Consider the following 15,668-nt stretch of genomic DNA (forward strand, 5'->3'; position numbering starts at 1 on the left):
GTCGGTGGACACCGCGGTACTAGGACCGGGGCCGGTCCCGATCTCGTCGAAACGACGGGTACCGCCCGGACAGCAGAGCATGTCGCTAGCCATCCCCTTGGACGCTACTCCCGGTACAGGGGGTCCCGCTTTCGCCGCGCCGTGATCCGAACGTGACTACTGCGTTACGAATTCCCGAAGTTCGGGCTCGTCGGCCAGACCCCACGCGGTGATGCGATCGGACACCGCGGCGCGACGCGCGGCCTCGTCGAAGATGCCGGCCTCGGCGACCGTGGCGAGCTTGTCCGCGTAAGCGTCGATGTCGCCGCCGACGACCTCGAGTTCGGCCGCGCGGCGCGCGATCGCGGCCACCGTCTCGTCGCGGCTGGTGGTGAGGAGGTGCGCGACGAGGTTCGAGAAGAACTCCTCGTGCCGCTCCTCGTCCGTGGCGATCCGACCCATCAGGTCGCGGAGGACGGGTTCGTCGATCAGCTTCTGCACGTTGCGGCAGAACACGGCGTGCTCGCGCTCGAAGAACGCCATGAACGCCAGCGTCTCGATCTGGCTGTAGGCGTCGGCCCGGTAACCCTTCATCACGTGCTGGACGCGGACGTCCTCGTTGGCCGACGGGTCGATCTCACGGGTGACGACGAGGTAGTTGCGCAGCGACACCGCGTGCAGGTGCTCCTCGGCGGTCCAGCGGCCGATGAAGCGGCCCCACTGCTCGTCGAGGATGAAGTGCTCGACCAGTTCGCGGTGGTAGCCGGCGAGATTGTCCTTCGTGATCAGCAGGATCTCGAGGGCATCGGTGACGGGCTTCGGCAGCGTGACGTCCGACGGCTCCCAGTCCCGGCCGCCGAGGAACGCGAAGTTCTCGCCCTGCTCCCACGGCACGAAGTCGTGGGCGAACCACAGGTCTTCGGTGGCGAGGTGGCGCTTCATGTTCTCGGCGACGACGGGCTCGAGCTCCGCGGTCAGCGCATTGGGAACGGGTTTCAGGGCCATGAAAGTAACTGTAACCCGTATTCACACGTTCTTGAAATCAGGGTCCCGCGTGTCGTGCGGTGCTCCTGACCTGCGCGCGCGACAGTCCTACAGCTCGAGGCCCGGGTACAGCGGATTGGCGGTCAGCATCTCGCTCGACGCCGCGTGGACGCGTTCGGCGGTGCCGTCGGCGATGGTGTACTTCGCCTTCGACGGCCCGTTCGGGCCGCTGGCCGGCTGAGTGTTCCGAAGCGTCTCGACGACCAGCTCGGCGACGCGGTCGAAGTCGTCGGCCGCGAAACCCCGGCTCGTCAACGCCGGCGTGCCGAAGCGGATGCCACTGGAGTACCAGGCGCCGTTCGGGTCGTTCGGGATCGAGTTGCGGTTGGTCACGATGCCCGCGTCGAGCAGCGCGGACTCGGCCTGGCGGCCGGTCAGGCCGAACGACTGCACGTCGAGCAGCACGATGTGGTTGTCGGTGCCGCCGGTGACCAGTCGGGCGCCGCGCTTGTTGAACCCCTCGGCGAGCGCCTTGGCGTTGTCGGCGACGTTCTGCGCGTAGTCGCGGAACGCCGGCTGACGGGCCTCGGCGAACGCCACGGCCTTGGCGGCCATCACGTGCGACAGCGGGCCGCCGAGCACCATCGGGCAGCCCTTGTCGACGGCGGCGGAGTACTCCTCGGTGGCCAGCACCACACCGCCGCGCGGCCCGCGAAGCGACTTGTGCGTCGTGCTCGTGGTGACGTGGGCGTGCGGCACGGGGTCCTCGTCGCCGGTGAACACCTTGCCCGCGACCAGACCGGCGAAGTGCGCCATGTCGACCATCAGGGTGGCGCCGACCTCGTCGGCGATCTCGCGCATCTTCGCGAAGTTCACCCGGCGCGGGTACGCCGAGTAGCCGGCCACCAGGATCAGCGGCTTGAACTCGCGGGCGGCCGCAGCGACGGCGTCGTAGTCGATCAGCCCGCTCTGCGGGTCGGTGCCGTAGCTGCGCTGGTAGAACATCTTGCCGGAGATGTTGGGCCGGAAGCCGTGGGTGAGGTGACCGCCCGTGTCGAGCGACATGCCGAGCAGGCGCTGGTTGCCCAGCTTGGCGCGCAGCTTCTCCCAGTCCGCCTCGGACAGGTCGTTGACGTTCTTGGCGCCCAGCTCGGCGAGTTCCGGGGCCTCGATGCGGGTGGCGAGGATCGCCCAGAACGCCACCAGGTTCGCGTCGATGCCGGAGTGCGGCTGCACGTAGGCGTAGGGCGCCCCGAACAGCTCGCGGGCGTGCTCGGCGGCGAGCGTCTCGACGGTGTCGACGTTCTGGCAGGCGGCGTAGAAGCGGTGTCCGACCGTGCCCTCGGCGTACTTGTCGGAGAACCAGGTGCCCATTGTCAGCAGCACCGCGGGCGACGCGTAGTTCTCGCTGGCGATCAGCTTCAACGAATCGCGCTGATCGGCGAGCTCCTGGCGCGTTGCGGCCGCGATGCGCGGTTCGACGGACTCGATGACCTCGAGGGCCGAGCGGTACGCCGCGCTCGCGGTCACCGCGTATTCGGAGCCGAGGCCTGCGGACGGTGCGGTCACGGAGTCTGCGCTCATGGGGTCAGCCTAATCCGGCGGGCCACCCGTGCGTCAGCCCGCCCGCAGGCTCGACGGGATGAGTGGCTCGTCGAGCAGCCGGCCGAAGCGCTGGGTGAGCGTGACGTCGTCGGGACGGGCGTCGAGCCAGCCCTTCAGCAGCCGATATCCCTCGACGTAGGTGCTGGTGTAGGCGCGCCACAGCGGCGACGAGAGGAACCGCATCGACTGCCTGGCGCGCTGCTCACTGGTGAGCAACCACCGCTGCAGGAAGGCCACCACCTCGTCGACGTCCCGGTGCTCGTCGTGCAGCATCAGCGCCGCGTCCTGTCGGACGTCGGCCAGCGCCGCGGACGCCGCCGAGATGGCCTCGGCGCGTTCGCCGTCGAAGCGCAGGCCGAGGTCGGCGTAGATCTCCGCAGCCCACGCTCCCCAGTCCGGTCCGATCGCCGCGTGCAGCGCGAGGTCGGCGAGCCCCTCCGCCATCAGACACTGGGGGGTGTTGACCAGGAAGATGGTCTGCTCGGCCTGCCCACCGCGCTCGACCAGGCCGGCCTCCTTGCGGCAGTGCTCGGTGTGGTGCCCGGGGTAGGACTCGTGGGCGACGAGCCGCGGGAGGTTCGACATCTGCTGCTTGAGGTCGGCGTTCACGGCGACGGTCGACCGGTAGTCACCCTCGTAGTAGTTGAAGCCCGACCACGGCTTGTCGGTGACGACCTCGTAGGTGATGGTCTCGGCGTCCGGCAGCGGGAACTCGGCGCGCACCCGGTCGCGCAGCGCGCTGGAGAACGCGTGGATCGCCTCCTCGAGTCGTGCGGGCGGGATCTCCTCGGACGTGCGGTGGGCCTGCATCCGGTCGGCCAGCGGACCGGTGCCGCCGAGCGCCTCGTCGAGCGCGCGGTGGGCCTCGCGGTAGCGGTCGGTGTCGCCCTTCGCGATGTCGACGTCGAAGTAGGCACGCACCTCGTCGACGAACCCGACGTCCTCGCCCGCGAACTTCCGGGCCGCGCACTCCAGGGCCTTCACGTGCGCGGACAGGTAGTCGGCGCGGGCGGGCTCGAGGCCCTCGACGGTCGGGACCTCGGCGAGCAGACGGCGTGCGTCGCGGGCCAGCGCCGCGGGCTCGGGAGCGGGTTCGTCGGCGACCGCGGCGCGCAGGGCGGGGTCGCCGGTGAACGAGTCGACGTAGCCCTCCTCGATCCTGTCGAACCTCAGGCCGAGCGTCAGGTAGTCGCGGATGACGGTGGTGGCGTCCATACCCTCAACCGTAGGTGCAAGACTGGTCGCATGGCGCGGACGAGCGAGCCGAGTCCATACGTCGAGTTCGACCGGACCCAGTGGCGCGCACTTCGAATGTCGACGCCGCTGAAGTTGACCGAGAGCGAACTCCAGGGGCTCCGGGGACTCGGCGAGCAGGTCGACCTCCTCGAGGTCGAAGAGGTCTATCTGCCGCTGGCCCGACTGATCCACCTCCAGGTCGCCGCGCGGCAACGGTTGTACTCGTCGACCGCGGAGTTCCTCGGCGAAGCGCACCAGAACCCGGATCGACCGGTCCCGTTCATCATCGGCGTCGCGGGCAGCGTCGCCGTCGGCAAGTCCACCACCGCCCGCGTGCTGCAGGCGCTGTTGGCGCGCTGGGAGCACCATCCACGGGTCGACCTCGTCACCACCGACGGGTTCCTCTATCCGAACGCCGAACTCGGTCGACGAAACCTCATGCATCGCAAGGGTTTTCCCGAGAGCTACGACCGCCGTGCGCTCATGCGGTTCGTCACCGCGGTCAAGTCGGGTGCCGACCAGGTGTGTGCGCCGGTCTACTCGCATCTGATCTACGACATCGTGCCGGGCGAGAACCTCGTCATCAAGCACCCCGACATCCTGATCCTCGAGGGCCTCAACGTGTTACAGACCGGGCCCGCGCTGATGGTGTCCGACCTGTTCGACTTCTCGGTCTACGTGGACGCCCGCATCGAGGACATCGAGGGGTGGTACGTGTCGCGGTTCCTGGCGATGCGCGCCGGGGCATTCGCCGACCCGCAGTCGCACTTCCACCACTACTCGACTCTGACCGACCAGCAGGCGATCTTCGCCGCCCGCGACATCTGGCACTCGATCAACCGGCCGAACCTGATCGACAACATCCTGCCGACGCGGCCCCGCGCGACACTGGTGCTGCGCAAGGACTCCGACCACTCGATCAACCGGTTGCGCCTGCGCAAGCTCTGATTCTCGGGTTCGCCTCTCCCCGCGAATCACTTTCCGCGAGCAGACGCCAACTCCCCTGAATGCACCTCATCCAGGGGAGTTCACGACTGCTCGCCAAGGGAGGTGACTACCGCATCCGGCGCAGACCGATGTACTGCAGGTCCGCCATCACCAGCGTGTAGACGCCGCCGGCGAGCAGGAACACCACACCCGCGGTGGTCGGCGACCAGAGTCCGGTCAGCACCGCGGCGACCGACGCCAGCGTGAACAGCAGGTTGGCGGCGATGACCCAGGTGCCCGGCGCGCGGACCGAGTCCCGGCGCGACAGCGTGAACACCGTGACGCCGTAGACGACGAAGAAGGCCGCGAGGCCGTACTCCGCCGCGAGCGGCAGTCCGGTGTACGACGACAGCGGCGCGGCGGCGGCTGCCAATGCGACACCGCCGAGGCCGGTGCAGATCGCGTCGAGACGCATGGCGAAGCGGAGGAACGAGTCGTTGGTGGTGGTCGTGGGAACGGCGGTGGCGGTCATGGGTCGTCCTTTCGTGGTGGGGGTGGTGGGGACCGGCGCGGGGTCCGTCGGGCCTAACCTCTTGGGCCGAGACGGGCCCCGCACCGGCGGGTAGGGAGTCACGCCAGGCGGCGCACTCCGAGGTACTGCAGGTAGGCAAAGCCGAGGGTCGCCGCGACGATCGCGAGGACCATGGCCACACCGGCCGGCGTGAGCGGCAGGAGGCCCGCGGCCAGCGCGCCGAGTGCCGCGACGACGAAGGCCACGTTGAGCGCGACGACGCCGAGACCGACGGCACGCACGCCCGGCACCGACGCCAGCGCGTACAGGACGACGCCGTAGCCGACCAGGGCCGCGCCGGCGATCCACTCCGACGTGGCCGACAGACCCGACAGGCGCGACAGCGGGTCCGCGGCGAAGGAGATCAGGAGTCCGACGCCGGCGCAGACGGTGGCGTCGGCGCGCATCGAGGTACGCAGGAGGGAGTCACCGAAGCGGCGACGCCGCAGCGACCCGATCGCGGGTTGGCGGTGGGTGATGGCGGTCATGGCTGGCTCCTCGCCGTTGAGGGGGCGTGCCGTTCGGTCCGAGCGACACCACGAACACTGCTCGCGGATCACTGCCAGATCGATGCGGATTGCTGCCAAGCACTGCCAACCGCAGGTCAGGACGGGTCAGCTGACGGCGACGACCCGGCCTCCACGCAGGTCGGCGGCGATTACCCGCGCCGCCGCGTTCTGCCAGTTGTGCAGCGACCGCTGCGGCACCTCGGTGACGAACCACTGCCAGGCCTGCCGTGCGGTCGGATCCAGACCCGCGGCGGTGGCGTTCTGGGCGTAGGCCCGGACGCCGACGACGTAGGGGAAGTACAGCGAGTTGTAGTGCCGCCACTGCTCGGTGGTGCCGAAGTTGCCGGCGTCGCGCGGTTTGAGCGCGGCGATCCGGTCGGCCAGCAACGCCCGGAGTTCGGTGGCCCGCTCGAGCGGTTGGTCCGGGGCGCCGCGGCGGGCGAGTCGCTCGTCGATGACGGGCAGCGCGGTGAGCGGGCTCGCGACGAGCTTGGACAGGTCGCCGTAGTGGCCGAGCGCGCGGCGGGTGAGCCGGACGAACGTGTCGTCGTCGACGTCGTCGAGTGGGCCGCCGGAGCGGCGCGGTAGCGCGGCCTCGGTGCGGCGCAGCGCGTCCCGGTCGGCGCGCAGGTCCGGCGACCCCGCGAACGCCACCCGGTCCAGGAGGCCCGCGAGCGGATCGGCCAGCACGTTGATCGCGATGGCCACCGCGAGGCTGGTGAACAGCAGCGCCGTCATCGCGGGATACGGGCCGACCGCGGCGATCCCGATGAGAGCCTGCCCGCCGAAGACGGTCGCGACGACGGCGGTCCCCACGAACGAGCGCCGCATGTCCGCCCGCAGGGGTTGGCCCTCGTCGAAGGCGTCCCACGCGGCGACCGCGACGCCGAGCAGCAGCACGTCGACACCGGTGGACGCCAACACCAGGCCGCTGGGCACCAGCCCGAGCGGGATCACCAGGATCGCGTTGCCGAGCGCGAAGAACAGCGTCGCGACCACGACGACGCCCGTCATCGACCGCGGCCGCTTCGATCCCAGCACCGCGCGGAGCATCGCGCCCAGCGTGGCGAGCGAGACGACCGCGGACGTCATCCAGTGACCGAATCGCGGTGGCCCGTCGACCCCGCCCGCCAGCACGGCACCGCAGAGGGCGAGGCCCGCCACGACGGCGACGGCCACGATCTCGCCGACCCGGCTGCGCCAGGCGTCGCTCGGCCGCGAGAGTTCGAGGAGGACGGCGAACCAGGCGACGCCGGGTACGGTCACGAGGAAGCCCTCGAGCCGGCCGAGCAGGTCGGCGTGCTCCGCCGAAGCGAGCCGGACGGCGTCCAGGGCGACGACGACGGCGAAGCTCGTCAGCCCGAGGGCGGCGAGCGCCAGGACGGGCTTTCGGGGATTGCGCGCGAGCAGGTACAGCCCGAGCCACCAGCTCAGGGCGAAGACCACCGCGGACATCGCCGCCACGACCCTAGTTTCGCACGCGGCTAGTGACCGTAGCGCCGGTGCCGCAGGGTGAAGTCGCGCAGCGCGCGCAGGAAGTCGACCCGCCGGAACGCCGGCCAGTGCGCCTCGGTGAACCACATCTCGGAATAGGCGCTCTGCCAGAGCAGGAAGCCCGACAGTCGCTGCTCGCCGGACGTCCGGATCACCAGGTCGGGGTCGGGTTGTCCGGACGTGTAGAGGTTCTGGGAGATCGCGTCGACGGTCACGGCGTCGATCAGTCCCTCGCCGGTGACGCCGTTGGCGAGTTCCTTGCCCAGCAGCGCGCGGACGGCGTTGACGATCTCCTGCCTACCGCCATAGCCGACCGCGACGTTGACGTGGAACCTGCCGGCGGCGGCCGTGGTCGAGTCGACGGCGTCGCGCAGCCGCTTGGCGGGTTCCTCGCCCAGCAGTTCAAGATCGCCGACGGTGCGCACGCTCCACCGGTTGGCGGGCGCGCAGATCTCCTCCACGACGTCGGTGATGATCCCGATCAGCTCGGAGAGTTCGCCGGGATCGCGCTGCAGGTTCTCCGTCGAGAGGAGGTAGACGGTCGCCATCTCGACGCCGGCCTCCTGGCACCACCGCAGCATCTCGGCGATCTTGGCGGCCCCGACCCGATAGCCGTAGCTGACGTCGTCGTGGCCCGCGTCACGTGCCCAGCGCCGGTTGCCGTCGCACAGAACCGCGATGTGCCGTGGCAGATCGTCTTTGGCGCGCGACAACTCCTGTCGCAACCGCAACTCATAGATCCGGTAGGCCGGTTCCTTGAGACGCGGGGGAATGATCTCCACGAGTATCCAGACTACTGTGGACGTGGGTATCCCCAAGCCCGTTGGACGAGGCGACTTGGAGGCAAGTGTGAGCAGGATCGACGTCTCCGTCGACGCTGACGAGGCTCAGCAGCCGCCCCCGCACGTGTACTCCGAGGACCTGCCCGGCGCCGTCGCCGACGGGGTCGCGCAGTTCATCGGCAGGCCGCGTGCCCGCGGCTGGATCCACGTCTACTCCGCGATCGTGGCGACCATCGCCGGTGCCGCGCTGGTGTCGGTGTCGTGGTCACTGGAGTCGACGCGCGCCGGTCTGGCGACGCTGATCTACACCCTCACCATCGTCGCGATGTTCGCCGTGAGCGGCACCTACCACCGGGTGACGTGGACGTCGCCCACCGCGCGCAAGTGGATGAAGCGCGCCGATCACTCGATGATCTTCGTCTTCATCGCGGGTAGCTACACGCCGTTCGCGCTCCTGGCCCTGCCGTCCGAGAAGGGCATGGTGCTGTTCTGGATCGTCTGGGGTGGCGCGCTGGCCGGGGTGGCCCTCAAGATGCTCTGGCCCTCCGCGCCGGCATGGGTGGGCGTCCCGCTGTACCTGCTGCTGGGTTGGGTCGCGGCCTGGTTCATCGGGCCGATCATGGACGGTGCGGGGGTCGCGGCCGTCGTGCTGCTGATCGTGGGCGGTGCGCTGTACAGCATCGGCGGCGTCCTCTACGGACTGAAGTGGCCCAACCCGTGGCCGACGACGTTCGGCCACCACGAGTTCTTCCACGCGTGTACCGCCGTCGCGGCGATCTGCCACTACATCGCGATGTGGTTCGCCGTCTTCTGACCGGCGCGGCGAGGAGCGCTCACCGCGGCCGAGTTCACAGCTGCGTGACGTCGTCCTGCGACCAGTACGCCTTCATCGACGCGATCTTCGCCTCGTCGTCGAACGTCATCACGCTGATGATGTCGATGCGCATGCCGCCGGCGTCGCCGAACTTCACCGTCAGCCGCCAGAAGAACGCCGCCTCGTGGCCGAGTGCGCGCAGCGTCACCATCTCGCTCTGGCAGTTGGCGCCGGCGATGTTCGAGTAGAAGCCGTGGATGGCCTGCCTGCCGATGTGCACCTCGCCGCCGACCGGGTCCTCCACGGTCGCGTCGCTCGCGTAGAGGTCGGCGATCTCGTCGGTCGCACCCTTCTCGACGGCCTCGAGATAGCGGTGCACGGTCTGGGTGATCTGCTCGGCGCTCGGCATGAGCGGCACGCTACACGCGGGCGACGAGCGCGGCGGCGAGATCCCTCGGCGTGGTGACCGGAAGGTCGCAGGTCCGCCCTCGACACACGTACGCGGCGTCGTGACCGCCCACCCGGTCGCGGCCGATCAGCAGCTCCGCGGAGCCGACGGGCCCCCCGACGACGACGGCACCGCCCGGCGCGAGAACCCGTGCCGCGGCGAGCAGTTCGGAGTCGAAGCCATCGCAGGCGACAGCGATCTGGATGGGTCCCCGCACCGCGGCCTCCGCGACCGCCAGCCAGTGGCCGGCGGACCGTGGGACCTTGGCCAGCAGCGGCGTCGCCGCCGCCAGCGAGGCCGTCGCCGACGCGGCGTAGAGGTCGGCGCGAGGCCCCGGCGTCAGGTGCGCGGCGAGGTGCAGCGCCTCGGTGATCAGCGCCGCCCCGGACGGCGTCGCGCCGTCGACCGGATCGGCGGGCCGCAGCACGAGCGACTCGGCGTCGTCGGCGGTGTCGTACCAGCGCCCCGCGACGTCGGGGTCGGCGAAGTGCGCGACGGCCACGTCGAGCAGGTCGGTCGCGACCGTCAGCCAGTCCTCGTCGGCGGTGAGCTGGTACAGGGTCAGCAGCCCCGTGGCGAGCGCCGCGTGATCCTCGAGGATCGCGGCGCTGTCCCCCACCCGGCCGCCGAGGCTCGCACGGCGGAGCCGGCCGTCCACGACGTGCAGGTCGACGACGGCGCGGGCACAGGTCAGTGCGGCGTCGAGCAGTCCGGGATCCGCGAGCGCCACCGACGCGTCGGCGAGCGCGGTGATGGCGAACCCGTTCCACGCGGTGACGACCTTGTCGTCGCGGGCGGGCTGCGGGCGCCAGGCCCGGACCCGGGCGAGCCGTGCCCGCACCCGACCGAACCGCTCGGCGTCGGCAGGGTCGGCCGCCAGCCGCAGCACCGACGAGCCGCGTTCGAACGTGCCCTCCTCGGTGACGCCGAAGACGTCGGCGGCCCAGCGTCCGTCGTCGTCGCCGAGCGCCTCGCGCAGCTGACCCGGAGTCCAGGCGTACGTCAGCCCCTCGACGCCGTCGGCGTCGGCGTCGAGCGACGACGTGAACGTGCCGCCAGCACCGAGGTCGCGGATCAGGAACTCCGCCGTCTCGCGAGTCACCCTGCGCGCCAACGGGTCTCCGGTTCGCCGCGCCACGTGTGCGTACACCCGCAGGAGCAGGGCGTTGTCGTAGAGCATCTTCTCGAAGTGCGGCACCACCCACGACGCGTCGACGCTGTAGCGGGCGAACCCGCCCGCCAGCTGGTCATAGATCCCGCCGCGCGCCATCGCCGCGCAGGCCCGTTCTACGGTCGCGAGCGAGTCCGTCGCACCGGTGCGTTCGTGGTGCCGCAGCAGCGCTTCGAGCAGTGCCGACGGCGGGAACTTCGGGGCGTTGCCGAAACCGCCGTGCCTGATGTCCTCGTCGGCCAGCACGTGCGCCACCGCCCGGTCGCACAGGTCGGCGTCGGGCACCGATCCGCCGCCGGGCAGCGTGGCCGCCATCGACCGCAGCTCGCCGGCGATCTGGTCGGACGCCTCCTCGACCTCCCCGCGCCGGGTGCGCCACGCGTCTCCGACGGCTTCGAGCAGCTGCAGGAAGCCGTCCCGCGGGTAGTAGGTGCCGCAGAAGAAGGGCCGTCCGTCGGGGGTCAGGAAGCACGTCATGGGCCAGCCGCCCTGGCCGGTCATGGCGACGGTGGCGGTCATGTACACCGCGTCCAGGTCGGGACGTTCCTCCCGGTCGACCTTGATGGCGACGAACCCGGCGTTCACGATCACCGCCACCTCGTCGTCGGCGAACGACTCGTGCGCCATGACGTGGCACCAGTGGCACGCCGCGTAGCCGATGGACAGCAGGATCGGCACGTCCCTGGCAGCCGCGTCGGCGAGCGCGTCCGCCGACCACTCCCTCCAGTGCACCGGGTTGTCGGCGTGCTGGCGGAGGTAGGGGCTGGTGGCGGCCCCGAGTCGGTTAGCCGCCGGACTCACGCGGACTGCCCGCGTCCGGCGTGTCGGCGGTGCCGTCGTCGACGGCCTGGTCGGGTTCGGGGTGCTCGGGGTCGAAGGACTCGGGCAACCGCTTGAGGTGCTTGTTCATTGAGTAGACGAGCAGGAACGTGCCGATCAGCAGGACCACGACGACGACGAGCCCGAACGGGCTGGCCTTGCCGAAGTCGGGGCCCGTCTCGCGAGGGGCGTCCTGGGCGAGGAGGCCCGCGATCAGCAGCAGGGAGTCCGTCACGGCCGGATCCCGGCGAACAGGTCGTCCTCGGGCAGGTGCACGGGGACCCGCGACCGGGCCAGCTCGTACTCCTCGGTGGGCCACAGTCGCTGCTGCCACTCCATCGGGGTGGTGAAGAAGAAGCTCTTCGGATCGATCTGGGTGGCGTGGGCGAGCAACGCCTGGTCACGGAGTTCGAAGTACTTCGAGCACTCGATCCGGGTGGTGACCCGCTTGCTCATCAGGTCGTCGTCGGACTTCCAGCTCTCCAGCCACTTGCCGAACGGCCCCTCTTGGCCGTGACGCGCGAACTCGTCCTGCAGCACCTGCATGCGCTGCCGTAGGAAGCCGTGGTTGTAGTACAGCTTCGAGACGTTCCACGGCTCCCCCGCGTCCGGGAACAGCCGGTAGTCGCCAGCAGCCTCGTACGCCGCCACCGACACCTCGTGGCAGCGGATGTGGTCGGGGTGCGGGTAACCGCCCGTCTCGTCGTACGTCGTCATCACGTGCGGCTTGAACTCGCGGATCAGCTTGACCAGCGCCTCGGTCGACACCGCGAGGGGCACCAGCGCGAAGCAGCCCTCGGGCAGCGGTGGCAGCGGGTCGCCCTCGGGCAGCCCGGAGTCCTCGAAGCCGAGCCAGGCGTGCTCGACGCCGAGGATCTCGGCGGCGCGCGCCATCTCGTCGCGCCGGATCTCGTGGATCCGGCCGTGGACCTCTGGGAGGTCCATCGCCGGATTCAGGATGTCGCCGCGTTCACCACCGGTCAGCGACACCACCATCACGCGGGCGCCTTCGTCGGCGTAGCGCGCCATGCTCGCGGCGCCCTTGCTGGACTCGTCGTCCGGGTGGGCGTGCACCGCCATCAACCGCAGTTCGCTCACTCGCTTCTACCTGCTCGCTTCACTCGTCGGGGATCGTCGAAGGATTCCAACAACTCCGTTGGCCCTATAGTTCCAGTTCTAGCGATGCACCCGAAATCAGACCCTCTCGAGGCGGAACCCAACCCTTCATGATCGAGCGTCCCGCCGCCCGCTACGGGCGCCCGTCGATGTCCCGACGGACCCGGCGGCGCATCGTCGTCGCACTGAGTGCTCTCATCGTGGTCCTCGGCGCCGCGATCGCCTTCGTCGGGTACCAGCGCCTCGGCACCAGCGAGGTGAAGGGCGAACTGAGCGGCTACCGCGTCGTCGACGATCACACGGTCGAGGTCACCGTCGGGGTCACCCGCGACGACCCGTCCCGGCCGGTGGTGTGCATCGTGCGGGCGCGCTCCGTCGACGGCAGCGAGACGGGCAGGCGCGAACTCCTTGTTCCGCCATCGTCGCAGGCCACGGTGCAGGTGGACACCATCGTCAAGACCAGCCGGCCACCCGCCGTCGGCGACGTCTACGGCTGCGGCATGGACGTTCCCGCCTACCTGGTGGCGCCCTAGCGGCGGCTCCCGCGACACGGGCACGAGGGGCGTCGGGCAACGATTCCAGGAACGCCGGACGGCGAAACCGTGACAATCGTCCGACGTCGCGGTGGTAGCATCGACGCATACACGGTTCCTCCTGGGAGCCGTGTATTGCTGCATCTACGCGGAACGAGACAGTCATCGGGCCGCTTAGAGGACCGTCGATCGCGGCGCGTTGGGGAAGCGCCTGCGGTTCCGGCCGCACAGTTGTGCAGCAACACACGAACCCAGACACAGCCCGACTCGTGAGAAGCACGAGCACGAGTACCGACGACAGGAGCGCGACGCCATGACCGACACTCAGGTGACCTGGCTGACGCAGGAGTCCCACGACCGGCTCAAGACCGAACTCGACGAGCTGATCGCCAACCGGCCCGTGATCGCGGCCGAGATCAACGACCGCCGCGAAGAGGGCGACCTCCGCGAGAACGGCGGCTACCACGCCGCCCGCGACGAGCAGGGCCAGCAGGAAGCCCGCATCCGCCAGCTCCAGGAGCTGCTGAACAACGCCAAGGTCGGCGAGGCCCCCAAGCAGTCGGGCGTCGCGCTGCCCGGTTCGGTCGTCAAGGTGTACTACGACGGCGACGAGAAGGACACCGAGACGTTCCTCATCGCGACCCGCCAGGAGGGCGTGAGCGACGGGAAGCTCGAGGTCTACTCCCCCAACTCACCGCTGGGCGGGGCACTCATCGACGCGAAGGTCGGCGAGACCCGCGAATACACGGTGCCCAACGGCAAGACCGTGTCGGTGACGCTGGTCGAGGCCGAGCCCTACCACTCGTAGCCGGTTCGACCGGGAGCAGCCACCTGCTCTACGGTCCCCGTGTGGCGCACATCGCCGAGGACCTCTTCCTGCTACTCGTGGACAACGCGTCGGCTCAGCCCGCGTTGACCCGTGACCGTCGCGAACGGCTGCTCGCCGGCGCGATCCTGCTCGACCTGGCTCACGGCTGCCGCATCCGACCGTCCGCCCCCGGCGACGTGGTCGACTCGGGACGGCTCGTCGCGCTCTCGGGCGGGGGTCCGCTGGATCCCGCCACCGGTCCCGCCTTCGACCTGCTCAGCAGGCGTGCACTGCGCCCACGGACCGCCGTCTCGAAGCTGCGGAAGGGCGCGCAGGGTCCGCTGACCGCTCATCTCGAACGGCTGGGTGAGATCCGCCGGGTACCGGTGACGTCCACCGAGAACGCCTGGCCGTTGGTCAGCCGGCGGCGGGTGGGTCCGGCGCGCTCGGCGCTGCTGTCCGCGCTGTTCGATCGGACGCCACCGACGCCGTCGACCGCGGCGATCGTCACGCTCCTGCACGCCACGGACGGCCTCGGCGCGTTGCTCAGCCTCAACGACCGGGGTTGGCGCTGGGTGCACGCACGTGCCAGCGAGATCTCCAGCGGAAGCTGGGTCGACGAGTCGCCCACCTCGCTGGCCGAGGTCAACCTCGCCATCACCGCATCGGCGGTGCGGTCAGCGCTTCTGTAGCGCCGCGTCGAGGTCGCCGATCAGGTCGCCGATGTCCTCGATGCCGACGGACAGGCGGACGAGGTCGTCCGGGACCTCCAGCTGCGAACCGGCGGTCGACGCGTGCGTCATCGCGGCGGGGTGCTCGATCAGCGACTCCACCCCACCCAGCGACTCGGCGAGGATGAAGATCTCGGTGCGCGCGCAGAGTTGGTGGGCGGCGTCGCGGCCACCGGCGAGCCGCACCGACACCATGCCGCCGAACGCCGTCATCTGACGCGCTGCGACCTCGTGGTTGGGGTGGCCGGGCAGTCCGGGGTACAGGACGGACGTGACGGCGGGGTGCTCGGCGAGGAACTCGGCCACCCGGGCCGCGTTCGAACTGTGCCGCTCCATCCGCAGCGACAGTGTCTTGAGGCCACGGATCGTCAGGTAGGCGTCGAACGGCCCCGGCACCGCGCCCGCGCCGTTCTGCAGGAACGCGAAGGCGACGTCGAGTTCCTCGTCGTTGGTCACCAGCGCACCGCCGACGACGTCGGAGTGACCGCCGATGTACTTCGTGGTCGAGTGCAGCACGACGTCCGCGCCCAGTGCGAGCGGCTGCTGCAGCGCAGGCGAGGCGAAGGTGTTGTCCACCAACACCTTCACACCCGACGTCGACGCCAACTGCGCGATCCCCGAGATGTCGGCGATCGACAGCAGCGGGTTGGTCGGCGTCTCGACCCAGATGAGCTTCGTCTTGGACGTGATGGCCGACTTCACGTCGTCGAGGTTCGACAGCGCCGCAGGGGTGTACTCGATGCCCCACTGCGTGAACACCTTGTCGATGAGGCGGAACGTGCCACCGTAGGCGTCGTCGGGAATGACGACGTGGTCGCCGGGCCGCAGCATCGACCGCAGTGCGCAGTCGGTGGCGGCCATGCCGGAGGCGAACGCCCGGCCGTGGTTCCCGCCCTCGACCGCTGCGAGGAAGGTCTCGAGCGCCTCCCGGGTGGGATTGCCGGTGCGGGCGTATTCGAAGCCGCTGCGCAGCCCGCCCACCCCGTCCTGGGCGAACGTCGACGTGGCGTAGATCGGCGGGTTGACCGCGCCGGTCGCCGGGTCCGGCCGATAGCCCGCGTGGATGGCCTTGGTGGCGGGCCCGTAGGCCCGGTAGTGGTCCGCTGCGCTGCGCCGCTCGCTCATGGTAAATCAGCGTAGC

General features: G+C 70.1%; 17 protein-coding genes. 5 read left to right on the plus strand and 12 right to left on the minus strand.

Annotated features, from left to right (window positions below; genetic code table 11):
* Positions 1 to 156: 156 nt before the first annotated feature.
* The 3 genes from G6N64_RS27320 to G6N64_RS27330 all read right to left on the minus strand — a co-directional run bounded on the left by G6N64_RS27320 (position 157) and on the right by G6N64_RS27330 (position 3,783).
* A complete protein-coding gene (locus G6N64_RS27320; RefSeq protein WP_163800912.1) occupies positions 157 to 984 on the minus strand; it encodes an acyl-ACP desaturase in 828 nt (275 codons plus the stop codon).
* A gap of 87 nt (positions 985 to 1,071) precedes the next feature.
* Entirely contained in the window at positions 1,072 to 2,547 is a 1,476-nt protein-coding gene (locus tag G6N64_RS27325; RefSeq protein ID WP_163800913.1) for a glycine hydroxymethyltransferase, read from the minus strand.
* A 33-nt stretch (positions 2,548 to 2,580) separates the two neighbouring features.
* Entirely contained in the window at positions 2,581 to 3,783 is a 1,203-nt protein-coding gene (locus G6N64_RS27330) for a DUF885 domain-containing protein (protein ID WP_163800914.1), read from the minus strand.
* Between the two features lie 30 nt (positions 3,784 to 3,813).
* On the opposite strand from G6N64_RS27330, the gene coaA reads away from it, so the two are divergent.
* Positions 3,814 to 4,752 (plus strand): type I pantothenate kinase, encoded by a 939-nt coding sequence (coaA, locus tag G6N64_RS27335; protein ID WP_163800915.1) that lies wholly within the window; start codon positions 3,814 to 3,816, stop codon positions 4,750 to 4,752.
* A gap of 106 nt (positions 4,753 to 4,858) precedes the next feature.
* On the opposite strand, the gene G6N64_RS27340 is transcribed toward coaA, so the two are convergent.
* The 4 genes from G6N64_RS27340 to G6N64_RS27355 form a co-directional block, all read right to left on the minus strand.
* The gene (locus G6N64_RS27340; RefSeq protein ID WP_163800916.1) at positions 4,859 to 5,263 is read right to left on the minus strand and encodes a hypothetical protein; all 405 of its coding nucleotides are present in this window, start codon (positions 5,261 to 5,263) and stop codon (positions 4,859 to 4,861) included.
* 98 nt (positions 5,264 to 5,361) lie between these two features.
* Positions 5,362 to 5,790 carry a hypothetical protein gene (locus tag G6N64_RS27345; RefSeq protein WP_163800917.1) on the minus strand — a complete coding sequence of 143 codons (429 nt, stop codon included), beginning with the start codon at positions 5,788 to 5,790 and terminating at the stop codon, positions 5,362 to 5,364.
* A 126-nt stretch (positions 5,791 to 5,916) separates the two neighbouring features.
* The gene (locus tag G6N64_RS27350; RefSeq protein WP_163800918.1) at positions 5,917 to 7,275 is read right to left on the minus strand and encodes a hypothetical protein; all 1,359 of its coding nucleotides are present in this window, start codon (positions 7,273 to 7,275) and stop codon (positions 5,917 to 5,919) included.
* A 20-nt stretch (positions 7,276 to 7,295) separates the two neighbouring features.
* The gene (locus tag G6N64_RS27355) at positions 7,296 to 8,087 is read right to left on the minus strand and encodes a (2Z,6E)-farnesyl diphosphate synthase (protein WP_163800919.1); all 792 of its coding nucleotides are present in this window, start codon (positions 8,085 to 8,087) and stop codon (positions 7,296 to 7,298) included.
* Here G6N64_RS27355 and trhA point away from each other — a divergent pair.
* Entirely contained in the window at positions 8,080 to 8,901 is an 822-nt protein-coding gene (gene trhA / locus G6N64_RS27360; RefSeq protein WP_409370729.1) for a PAQR family membrane homeostasis protein TrhA, read from the plus strand. The genes G6N64_RS27355 and trhA overlap by 8 nt on opposite strands.
* Before the next feature lie 34 nt (positions 8,902 to 8,935).
* Here the strand turns inward: trhA and G6N64_RS27365 are convergent, their stop codons facing one another.
* The 4 genes from G6N64_RS27365 to mca are packed head-to-tail and all read right to left on the minus strand — an operon-like array spanning position 8,936 to position 12,437.
* The gene (locus G6N64_RS27365; RefSeq protein WP_163800920.1) at positions 8,936 to 9,310 is read right to left on the minus strand and encodes a nuclear transport factor 2 family protein; all 375 of its coding nucleotides are present in this window, start codon (positions 9,308 to 9,310) and stop codon (positions 8,936 to 8,938) included.
* A 10-nt stretch (positions 9,311 to 9,320) separates the two neighbouring features.
* Positions 9,321 to 11,321 (minus strand): thioredoxin domain-containing protein, encoded by a 2,001-nt coding sequence (locus G6N64_RS27370; RefSeq protein WP_163800921.1) that lies wholly within the window; start codon positions 11,319 to 11,321, stop codon positions 9,321 to 9,323.
* Positions 11,305 to 11,574: a hypothetical protein gene (locus G6N64_RS27375; RefSeq protein ID WP_163800922.1), complete on the minus strand. Its 270-nt coding sequence runs from the start codon at positions 11,572 to 11,574 to the stop codon at positions 11,305 to 11,307. The genes G6N64_RS27370 and G6N64_RS27375 overlap by 17 nt, the downstream gene beginning before the upstream one ends.
* Positions 11,571 to 12,437 carry a mycothiol conjugate amidase Mca gene (gene mca, locus G6N64_RS27380; RefSeq protein ID WP_163800923.1) on the minus strand — a complete coding sequence of 289 codons (867 nt, stop codon included), beginning with the start codon at positions 12,435 to 12,437 and terminating at the stop codon, positions 11,571 to 11,573. Before mca ends, G6N64_RS27375 begins: the two co-directional genes overlap by 4 nt.
* 128 nt (positions 12,438 to 12,565) lie before the next feature.
* Between mca and G6N64_RS27385 the strand changes: the two genes are divergently transcribed.
* The 3 genes from G6N64_RS27385 (at position 12,566) to G6N64_RS27395 (ending at position 14,488) form a co-directional block, all read left to right on the plus strand.
* Complete coding sequence (locus G6N64_RS27385; protein WP_163800924.1) at positions 12,566 to 12,988, plus strand: DUF4307 domain-containing protein; 423 nt, start codon at positions 12,566 to 12,568, stop codon at positions 12,986 to 12,988.
* Positions 12,989 to 13,301: 313 nt separating this feature from the next.
* On the plus strand, positions 13,302 to 13,796 hold the full coding sequence (gene greA, locus G6N64_RS27390; protein ID WP_163800925.1) for a transcription elongation factor GreA: 495 nt from the start codon (positions 13,302 to 13,304) through the stop codon (positions 13,794 to 13,796).
* A gap of 41 nt (positions 13,797 to 13,837) precedes the next feature.
* The gene (locus G6N64_RS27395; RefSeq protein ID WP_163800926.1) at positions 13,838 to 14,488 is read left to right on the plus strand and encodes a GOLPH3/VPS74 family protein; all 651 of its coding nucleotides are present in this window, start codon (positions 13,838 to 13,840) and stop codon (positions 14,486 to 14,488) included.
* On the opposite strand, the gene G6N64_RS27400 is transcribed toward G6N64_RS27395, so the two are convergent.
* The gene (locus tag G6N64_RS27400; RefSeq protein ID WP_163800927.1) at positions 14,474 to 15,652 is read right to left on the minus strand and encodes a cystathionine gamma-synthase; all 1,179 of its coding nucleotides are present in this window, start codon (positions 15,650 to 15,652) and stop codon (positions 14,474 to 14,476) included. The genes G6N64_RS27395 and G6N64_RS27400 overlap by 15 nt on opposite strands.
* Positions 15,653 to 15,668: the final 16 nt, after the last annotated feature.

The sequence above is a fragment of the Mycolicibacterium sediminis genome (assembly GCF_010731735.1).
GTDB classification, from domain to species: domain Bacteria; phylum Actinomycetota; class Actinomycetes; order Mycobacteriales; family Mycobacteriaceae; genus Mycobacterium; species Mycobacterium sediminis.

Bases quoted from the DNA above. Each gene is read 5' to 3' on its own strand.
- G6N64_RS27320 (WP_163800912.1), bottom strand. From the start codon at position 984: ATGGCCCTGAAACCCGTTCCCAATGCGCTGACCGCGGAGCTCGAGCCC.
- G6N64_RS27325 (WP_163800913.1), bottom strand. From the start codon at position 2,547: ATGAGCGCAGACTCCGTGACCGCACCGTCCGCAGGCCTCGGCTCCGAA.
- G6N64_RS27330 (WP_163800914.1), bottom strand. From the start codon at position 3,783: ATGGACGCCACCACCGTCATCCGCGACTACCTGACGCTCGGCCTGAGG.
- coaA (WP_163800915.1), top strand. From the start codon at position 3,814: ATGGCGCGGACGAGCGAGCCGAGTCCATACGTCGAGTTCGACCGGACC.
- G6N64_RS27340 (WP_163800916.1), bottom strand. From the start codon at position 5,263: ATGACCGCCACCGCCGTTCCCACGACCACCACCAACGACTCGTTCCTC.
- G6N64_RS27345 (WP_163800917.1), bottom strand. From the start codon at position 5,790: ATGACCGCCATCACCCACCGCCAACCCGCGATCGGGTCGCTGCGGCGT.
- G6N64_RS27365 (WP_163800920.1), bottom strand. From the start codon at position 9,310: ATGCCGAGCGCCGAGCAGATCACCCAGACCGTGCACCGCTATCTCGAG.
- G6N64_RS27385 (WP_163800924.1), top strand. From the start codon at position 12,566: ATGATCGAGCGTCCCGCCGCCCGCTACGGGCGCCCGTCGATGTCCCGA.
- greA (WP_163800925.1), top strand. From the start codon at position 13,302: ATGACCGACACTCAGGTGACCTGGCTGACGCAGGAGTCCCACGACCGG.
- G6N64_RS27400 (WP_163800927.1), bottom strand. From the start codon at position 15,652: ATGAGCGAGCGGCGCAGCGCAGCGGACCACTACCGGGCCTACGGGCCC.